This is a genomic window from Mesorhizobium sp. M8A.F.Ca.ET.208.01.1.1 (assembly GCF_004791315.1).
Taxonomy (GTDB): domain Bacteria; phylum Pseudomonadota; class Alphaproteobacteria; order Rhizobiales; family Rhizobiaceae; genus Mesorhizobium.
This window is the reverse complement of sequence record NZ_SRUT01000020.1, coordinates 1-8,539: the sequence shown is the minus strand read 5'-3', so window position 1 is coordinate 8,539 and position 8,539 is coordinate 1. Positions and strand designations below refer to the sequence as shown.

6 protein-coding genes and 4 pseudogenes are annotated in these 8,539 nt (G+C 60.0%); 5 read left to right on the top strand and 5 right to left on the bottom strand.

All coding sequences use genetic code 11. The annotated features are described in order from the left end of the window. The 4 genes and pseudogenes from EN851_RS36820 to EN851_RS33990 form a co-directional block, all read left to right on the top strand. Positions 1-316, top strand: a pseudogene (locus tag EN851_RS36820) (hypothetical protein); the annotation flags it as partial. 313 nt (positions 317-629) lie between these two features. After that, entirely contained in the window at positions 630-971 is a 342-nt protein-coding gene (locus tag EN851_RS34000; RefSeq protein ID WP_189522002.1) for a transposase, read from the top strand. Positions 972-1,019: 48 nt separating this feature from the next. Beyond that, the gene (gene tnpB / locus EN851_RS33995; RefSeq protein ID WP_135931027.1) at positions 1,020-1,367 is read left to right on the top strand and encodes an IS66 family insertion sequence element accessory protein TnpB; all 348 of its coding nucleotides are present in this window, start codon (positions 1,020-1,022) and stop codon (positions 1,365-1,367) included. A 96-nt stretch (positions 1,368-1,463) separates the two neighbouring features. Next, positions 1,464-2,038: pseudogene (locus EN851_RS33990) on the top strand (IS66 family transposase zinc-finger binding domain-containing protein); the annotation flags it as partial. A 72-nt stretch (positions 2,039-2,110) separates the two neighbouring features. Here EN851_RS33990 and EN851_RS37960 read toward each other — a convergent pair. The 5 genes and pseudogenes from EN851_RS37960 to EN851_RS37495 form a co-directional block, all read right to left on the bottom strand. Continuing rightward, positions 2,111-2,966, bottom strand: a pseudogene (locus EN851_RS37960) (helix-turn-helix domain-containing protein). Positions 2,967-3,346: 380 nt separating this feature from the next. Then, positions 3,347-4,708, bottom strand: a complete 1,362-nt coding sequence (locus tag EN851_RS33980; RefSeq protein WP_135931026.1) for a CapA family protein — start codon at positions 4,706-4,708, stop codon at positions 3,347-3,349. A 652-nt stretch (positions 4,709-5,360) separates the two neighbouring features. Beyond that, positions 5,361-5,995, bottom strand: a pseudogene (locus EN851_RS33975) (transposase); the annotation flags it as partial. Positions 5,996-6,099: 104 nt separating this feature from the next. Beyond that, a complete protein-coding gene (locus tag EN851_RS33970; protein ID WP_245520879.1) occupies positions 6,100-6,519 on the bottom strand; it encodes a group II intron maturase-specific domain-containing protein in 420 nt (139 codons plus the stop codon). Then, complete coding sequence (locus tag EN851_RS37495; protein WP_245520882.1) at positions 6,422-6,787, bottom strand: hypothetical protein; 366 nt, start codon at positions 6,785-6,787, stop codon at positions 6,422-6,424. Before EN851_RS37495 ends, EN851_RS33970 begins: the two co-directional genes overlap by 98 nt. 396 nt (positions 6,788-7,183) lie before the next feature. Here EN851_RS37495 and EN851_RS33965 point away from each other — a divergent pair, with 396 nt between their 5' ends. Next, positions 7,184-8,173: an alpha/beta hydrolase gene (locus tag EN851_RS33965; protein WP_245520878.1), complete on the top strand. Its 990-nt coding sequence runs from the start codon at positions 7,184-7,186 to the stop codon at positions 8,171-8,173. Positions 8,174-8,539 lie beyond the last annotated feature (366 nt).

Sequence of the window (8,539 nt, the reverse complement as noted above, 5' to 3'; positions counted from 1 at the left end):
GAATATCGACATGGCTCGGGCAATTCGCCGGCCACAAAGCTCTGACGTCGCATTTTCCTGCCGTGGTCCTGCCTCGCCCATGCGCGAGGTGTACATTGCCGCGGCGAGCGATCAGGGTAAGGCGTGTGCCTCCCTGGCGACGGCCCACATGAAGCCGACCAGTTCGCGGGAGATCGCCGTGGAGACCGCGTCGTTCGCTTGCAACATCATGGCGGCCCACAACGATCAATGGTGTCAACGGAGTGTCCCGCGTCTCGGATCGATCGATCACACCGCTCATTCTCTTGCAAGTTCCGACACCAGCTCAGCACGGTAAGGCGCCGCGCACCTCACACGGATCAAGCTTCGCCAGTCACCAATCCTCGCGCCAGAGCCATCTGGTCGTCCGGCGACTGCTGGGCTGATAAGCCGCCAGATGTCAGGCGAGCGCGCTTTGGCGCGTTTCTTCCGCAGCCATCACACTAGACTAATTTCCATCCATAAACGTGCATGTTTCACAGCGTTTACAATGAGTTGCGCGCTGGCTGGAGGCGCGTTGACGGGTGCGGACGGTACCCCTCCGGTGACGGCCGCCTTGCTGAGGTAGGCTGAAGGCTGCAAGCCCTAGTGCAAGCATTAGGAGTACCCTGGTGACGAAGCATCAGATTGAAGTGATCACGTCGGTCGAGCGGCGCCGGCGCTGGTCTGGGGAGGAGAAGGAGCGGCTGGTCTCTGCGACGTTCGAGCCTGGGGCCACTGTTTCGGAGATCGCGCGATCGGCGAGCCTTCATGTGAGCCAGCTTTTCCGGTGGCGCAAGGAGCTCTGCCAGATCTCCGCGCCGTCCATGTCACAGCTCGTTGCGGTGGAAGTCGTCGAGGCGCGGCCGGCGCCCCAACCGCCTGCGCAGCAATCACCGGTATCTCGATCGCGCAAGAAGAGCAGCATGGTGACGATCGAGGTTGGAGGCGCGCCGCCTGCGGGTCGAAAGTGATATCGATAGCGAGGCGCTCGGCCGGATCCTGGATGTGCTGGAGCGGCGATGATCTCGACCCCAAGCGGTGTGAAGGTGTGGCTCGCCACTGACTATACGGATATGCGCAAGGGCTTCCCCAGCCTGTCACTGATGGTGCAGGAGATTTTGAAGCGCGATCCGCACAGCGGCCCCTTGTTCTGTTTCCGCGGGCGGCAGGGAGGGTTGATCAAGGTGATCTGGAACGACGGCCAGAGTGCATGTCTGTTTACGAAGAAGCTCGAGCGTGGCCGCTTTATCAGGCCCTCGGCGGCCGATGGCACGGTGGTGATCACGCCCGCTCAGCTTGGCTATCTGCTCGAAGGCATCGACTGGCGGATGCCGCAAAAAACCTGGCGTCCGAGCTCGGCGGGATGAGCAAAACCGCTGGCTTGGCGGGAGCGAATATGATTCCATCGCGCAATGACCGATGTGGCCGATCAGCTTCCTGGTGATCTTGCCAGTGCGCATGCGATGATCCTCGCGGAGCGTGCAGGCCGCCGGGAGGCGCAAGCACTCGCCGCCCGTGCGCAAGCCGTGAACTCGCATTCCGATGCGCTGATCGCCCGGCTCCGATTGGAGATCGAAAAGCTGAAGCGCGACATCCATGGCAGTCGCTCGGAGCGCAAAGCCCGGCTTCTCGACCAGATGGAGCTGCAGCTTGAGGAACTGGAGACCGACGCCAGCCAAGACGAACGGGCGGCGGAGATGGCGCCGCGGTCATCGACTGTCAGGGCCTTTGAGCGCAAGCGTCCGACACGCAAGCCGTTTCCTGAACATCTGCCACGTGATCGTGTCGCCATCGCCGCGCCCCGGAACTGCCCGTGTTGCGGTTCAGCCAAGCTAGCCAACGTCACCGAGACGCTGGAGGTGATCCCGCGCCAGTGGAAGGTAATCCAGACCGTGCGCGAGAAGTTCTCTTACCGCGATGCGAGAAAATCTCGCAGCCACCGGCGCCCTTCCATGTGACACCGCGCGGCTTTGCCGGGCCGAACCTGTTGGCGACGATCCTGTTCGAGAAGTTCGCCCAGCACCAGCCGCTGAACCGGCCGCTATGCCGCCTGCGACCCGGAGAACCGGGCTTATAGCGGCCCAGCTCGAGAGGAACTGGGAAGCTACGCTCAGGCGCGTGGAGACGGCCTTGATCCGTTCATCTTCAAGGTCGCTGGCGCGGATCTGGTAGGGCGCGCCGCGCATGACCTGCTCGGCTGGCAATATGCCGTCCTGACGAACCGGCGGATTTTGACATGCGACAGCCAAGCTCGCGGCCGCGTCCGACATGGTGAGCCACTCGCCGTTCTTGTTGGAAGCCCGGTGACGCCGGCCGACGCGAAAGGCGGGCCATTGTCACTTCTGAGCCGATCTGGCAGACCATGCTCCTCAAACAGCCGCTCGAATACCGGCCAGGCCTCGTCGTCCGCCGTCGAGCCCGTCGCTTCGAGCGCCAAAAGGTAGCGGCTCGACGCATCCATCACCGTCAACGGTTCGCAGCGCCACCCGTCACGGGTCCGGAACCAGCCCTTGTGATCGCCCGTCCACACCCGCGTTCGGCTCCTCGGCTTGCGGCCATGGTCCGTTGCCACAGGCCCGCAGCCGTGGCCGCTTGCGGACGCTGACAAGCCTGTGCCGCGCAAGGATTGCACCAGCCGTCGAGGCCGACGGCCACAGCAGCTCGGGAGCGGTGCGCTTGAGCCGCGCCATGATCTTCTTCGGACCCCACAGCGGATGCGTTTCCTTTGCCGCAACGATCCGCTCCACCAGATCCAAAGCCGTCGTCCGGCCATGATTGAGTGGCGCCCGCGGCAGATCATGCAAACCTTCCGGGCCGAACTCCCGGTAACGCCTCAGCCATTTGTAGCCGGTCTTGCGCGATATGCCGTAGGCCGCACAAAGCTCGCTCATCGTCTCCTCATATGCAAGGCAATCCACAACAAACCGAAGCCGCTCGTCCATGATGCCAGTCTCTCGCCAAACCATCGCCGGTCCTCCCGGCGGACAAGAAAACTGTCACCCATGCTATCGGTCCATTGTGTTACCTATCTATCCGGTTCGGACAAGCCTAGCTTGGCCTCCAGCCGACGCCCCTCAAGGCTTTGGTCGAGAAGATGCGACAAATCCTCGAAGTGCATTCCTGGGTCCTAAGGATTCGGGTCGGCGCTGATACGCGTAGGAGACGCGTGCGAAACGGACCGGGTTCCCGTAGTCTCAAATGCGCAACGAATGTCTCCACCGGGCGATGAGAGAAGCGGTCGAAGTAACCAGTGATCGGGATTTTCCGTTGCGCGCATGTTTTGCTGCCTATGCTTGGACGGGCTTTCGCTCGAGCTGCTTCAAGGAGTTCAATGCGCTCATTGTAATCATCGCGGCGAGTTGAGCCGCACTCTGATTACACCGACGTCGTTCTCGATGGCGATCTCAGTCCCAAATGGCTTTGAGAGTGTCTGTAGACGCTCGAGAATGGCTCTTGCTTGCTGCGTGTCTACGAGACTTGGAATACCGCGGTTTGCAAACCTATTCGACTGACCAAGGCCGATCGGCCACATCCGCAATTCAGCAAGCTGGTTCTGCTCGAATCGGCTGACTGCGATGACGCTTTCCCAAAAAACCGGGTTTGAATAGCCTGCCATTTCGGCAACCTTCACCTCGGCATCCGTATCGACCCGAGGGTCCTTGGCGTAGTCGCCGAACATTTCGGCGCCCGAAGGCGTCCCGAGGTCGTCCTGGAAGAAGTTTCCAAGGCTATAAAAGATCGGCCTGCCCTTGTAGATCTCAATGCCCCGCAGTTGATGAGGTCCGTGCCCGATGTAAGCGTCCGCCCCGGCATCAATGAGGCTATGCGCAAACGATTGTTCGTAGTCAGGTGGCTCCTGACTCCAATTCCCAGGCTCGTGACCGTGGTTCGTGACGATGCAAAAATCGGAGAACTGCTTGCCCCGACGGACGTTTCGTAGAATGTCGGCGACATCGCGCGTGTCTGGTTCGAAGCTATATCCGACCTTGTCGCCGACTTTGTATGCTGTTCCAGCGAGCGTGACCTTATTCGGATCTTCAGGGACGGGGATGTCGGTAGGCAAGATAGAACTTATCAGCCTCACATTATCGAGCATTTCGGGCGAAACGACGATGCTTTGCGTCAAACGAAGGGCGTTCAGTCCTGGTCTGCCTGGCGCTTCGCCAGCGGGATCGCCCGCCCGCGCCAGCGGCTTGAATGTTGTAGCACACGACAACAACGCCACGCGACCACGTGCGGTCTCGAAGAAGCGGGCCGCGCCGGCTTGTGCAAGATTCTCGCCCACGCCTGCATGGATGATCCCGTTTTGATCGAGCACTCGGCTCGTCTCACGCATGCCTTCAACGCCCCAGTCAAGGGAATGGTTGTTGGCGCGACCCACAATGTTGAATCCCATCGCCTTTAAATCAGGTCCGACCTCCGGCAGGCTGAGGTGATACGCACCGCCGTATTCAGCCTGCGGGCTTCCATTGAACGATCGGATATCGAAGATGTTAACTTCCAGGTTGCCAAACGTGACGTCAGCATCATGAAGGATTTTGACGACGGCGCAGAAGCCCGAATGCTGAGCTTTGGTCACCGCACGCGACACGATTAGGTCGCCAACCGCTACCATCGTGAAGCCATCCGCCACGTTTGTCGCAATGGAACCGACCACATCATACCCAGCTGCCACGTCGGCCTGATGAGCATCGTGCTCATTATTCATAGACTTCTCCTCATGTTGTTTCTTCCAGCCGTACTTGGCAAGGCGTTCAGTTTAGTCCCGGCGGCTACGCGACGGGGTGAGCGAAGAGTTGGCCGGAGGCGCCGCAACGTCCGTGGCTGAAGCGGGCGCATGACAGGCCACGCGCTAGCCTAGCATAGGCGCCAACTCATTGACCGCCCCGGAAGTCCTACGTCCAATTCAGTTTGCGTATGATAGCCATCTGGTTTTGAGATAATTTGGAGCGGTCCGACTTTCTTCCGGGACTGAAAACGCGCTATGCTCATCGTGATCGCAAATACTTGCATGATAGCGGCCGAAGGCAAAACTCGTTCCGCTGAAATCTTCTCCGCAGCAGCGCGATGATCACACTCGAACGCACCAGTTCGCATCTTCCTGCCACACGCTCGCCGACGGCTTATCCGCCATTCTGGCTTTCTCGCCCCACGGCCACCGAGCCGCGAGGCTCGAACTGTGTCGCAATCTTGCTAGCACCTGAACGAGACCGAAGCGATTTCGGAAGCACCGCTGTCGCCACAGTTGGTCGCGCTCGCCCCCGCAGCGGTGAGAGCCTCGCCGTACCCCCGATCGTGTCCCGCGGAGTGGTATAGCTGGCGGCAGTGGTCGCCGTGCTCTCCGGCACGGGCCGGGCTGATCAGCGCGCCACCGCTGGCAGGCTGATCAGGGGATCATCGCTCATTTGGCTGATCGTTTCCAGGGTCATATATCTGGCTCGCTGCGGCCCATTCATCGTTCTGTTCAAGCAGGATCGCGCTAACCAGGCGGACGATGGCGTCATCATTTGGGAAGATGCCGACGACCTCGGTGCGCCGCTTGACCTCGCCCTTGATACGCTCGATGGGATTCGTCGAGTGGAGCTTGGCGCGATATTCCTTCGGGAAGGTCATATAGGCCAGCACGTTGTTTTTGGCGCCGTCCATGATTGTCGCCAGCTTCGGCACCTTCGGCCGGATCTGGTCGGCGACGGCGCGCCATTGTACGGACGCGGCCTCGGGCGTCTCCTGGGCGAAGGCGGTGGCGATGAAAGCGGACACGACGCGGCGCCCGCTCGCATGGGCCGGCACGTTCCTCATGATGTGCACGCGGCACCTCTCTCATGTCGCGCGCAGATGCCTCCGTGGGCATCGGAGACGACGAGCTTGACGCCGCGCAGGCCGCGACGGGTCAACTTGCGCAGGAACTCGGTCCAGATCGGCTCGGCCTCCAAGGTGCGACTTCCAGGCCCAGCACCTCGCGCCGGCCGTCCGCGTTGACCCCAACGGCGATGATATGGGCGCGGCGGACCTTCAGGTAAGTGCGTAGCGTAGGCGATGCGCGCCTTGCCGCCTTTCGACGGCACATCACCTCTCGCCCAACCGGACATGCGCCTTTCGTTACGCATCCGGCTCTCCAGAAAACATGGCAAAGTCAGGCGTTCCCATCCATGCTAGTCGGTACCGGCCAACGGCTGTCCAGCCAAGTAGGTGTTGCTCAACAGGGCCGTCACGCCAGAGCCGTCTTGTGGGGCAGCGACTGCTAGGCTGTTGGGAGCCCCACAGTTCTCGCGCCCCTGCTTTAGGGCATTTCTTACGCAGCCAGCAGTACAGACGCAGACCAATATACCAGCCAAGGTTGACGAATACAGGACCTGCACCAACACAGTAGCGGTAGTAGTTCGCCCACCCGCGCAGGATGGGGTGATCGCCCGTGGAGATACTATGACGGTTCGTCAGTTGCTTGACTTTTAGACGTAGGTTGGCGGCTTTCGCCTTGGGGATTTCGACGCGTGGGCGTAGCCATAGCGCCTTTCCCAATGCATCCGAAGCGGAATCCGAGGAACTCGAGCCCTTCCGTTACCCCGCGCGATACGGTGAGTGGGTCAATGGAGCGGCTCCCATCCCGGACGCAATAGCTGAGCACCGAATCCGGGTCGGCATCGAGCTTCTTGAGAGGATTACGTTCAAAGCCAGGGACCGTCGCAGCAATGAGCCACTTTGTCTGGCTCATCTCAATCACTGCGACCAACGTGCTGTCCTGATCAAGGGCGGTAAGGGATTTGCTTGCATCAAAGGATGGCGACATGGGGCGCTCCTTAGGTAGCTGCTCAACAGCGCCGAGGGTGCCACACGCTCGCCGCCGCCCATAGCATCTACAGCGCTATCAACACGCGCTCGCGAGCCGCTCCGCTTCCGCCGAGCTACACCACCTGATTGGACACGACCGTACCCCCTCCGGTGCGACACCTCATTTTCACTCCGGGTGCTCCATACTCCGCCGCAACAATCCGTCCCTCCTCCAAGTTCCGCCTTCGCGACCAGAACTTTTTTGGTCGTGGGTTTTTCTCGTAAACGGGTGAGGAATCGCCGCTTTATCGCGCTGTAGGAAGAACAACGAGCACAATGCGACCCGTTGGTGTGATTAAATCGACAAAACCAGGGCCGCATTGCCCATACAACGAAGATCGAAGGAGCATGCCAAATGTCGCAGGAATTCGATGATATCAGCGGCGGCGGCACCAATGCGCTTCCGGACAGCGACGCGCAGTCGCCCAGGGGATCGGCCAAAACGCCCATCAATGAACGTCGCATGTCGGTTGGGGGTATCGGAACGGCCTATTACGAAACGGGAGCCGGTCACCCCATTGTGCTTCTCCATGGCGCGTCGCCGGGCGGAATCTTAGATGCGAGGCTCAGCTGGATTTGGCAGTTACACGGCCTCGCCGACAGATTCAGAGTGATCGCGCTTGATCAACTCCAATTCGGTGGGACCGACGATCCTACTCCTGGCAAATATATTAACCGGCTCGGCCGCGTAGGTCATGTCATAAAGTTCATCGAGTCATTGGATTTGAAGCAGATCACGCTAGTCGGTCATTCAGAAGGATCATTTGTCGCTGCGCGGGTAGCGATCGTCCGCCCCGACCTTGTTTCGAAAATCGTTCTGCTCACATCTAGCGCCGTATCACCGCCAATTGGACCAGAACCATTTGGAGACGAGCGTGACGATGCATGGCTCCACGCCGCCACCGCTTCATATGACTATACCGGCCCGATGCCGAGCGAAGAGGAATATGTGCGGATAGGCGCCATCGCCTATGAGCCCGATCCGTATGAGGCGGAGTTAGAGGAGTATCGGCGAATAGCCTATCGGCGGCCCGCGACACACGAAAAATGGGAGGTCCGTAAGAGTCTGTCGCCAGAAGAGTCGGATATGAGGCAATATATTCTGTTGCAGCAGAAGTATATCTTTCCGTACATCGATCAGCTGCGGGGCAAGACATTGCTTATCTGGTCTGCGGACGACCCGACCGTGGCGCCAGACCGCGGGTGGAAGCTGGCAAAGATGATCAACAATTTGGAATTCCACCTGCTCAAAGCAGCTCACATAATCCAACGGGACCAGGGCGAAGCGGTGAACTGGCTCATCCGTCGCTTCAGTCTTACGGGAGGCGCATCGCCATGTGTTTGAGCAATCGGGCCGGAGATTTATTGGAGATTTCGCGATGTAATTGAGGTGACGGGCGTGACCGCATCTGGTCTCAAATACCGGCCACCTGCGCCGCCTCGTTAACTGCGATCCAGCCTAAAGCGTGGCCGGCCTCCGTGAACGCCTGCTTCACCAAGGCCGGCGGGTTCTGCTTCCGCTGGCAAGTCGCAGTCGATGCGCTGCATCGTTGAGGGCGGCAGTGTCATCATTGTTGACGACCGGCTAGCCTCCTTCGTCGCCCGCGCATCAACAGGCGCTATAGCCAGCCGTGTGGATCAGCGCGAATACCCATCCAGTTTAGCAACGACTGTTTTGCCGGCCCCTTATCGATAGGCTAATGTTAGCTTG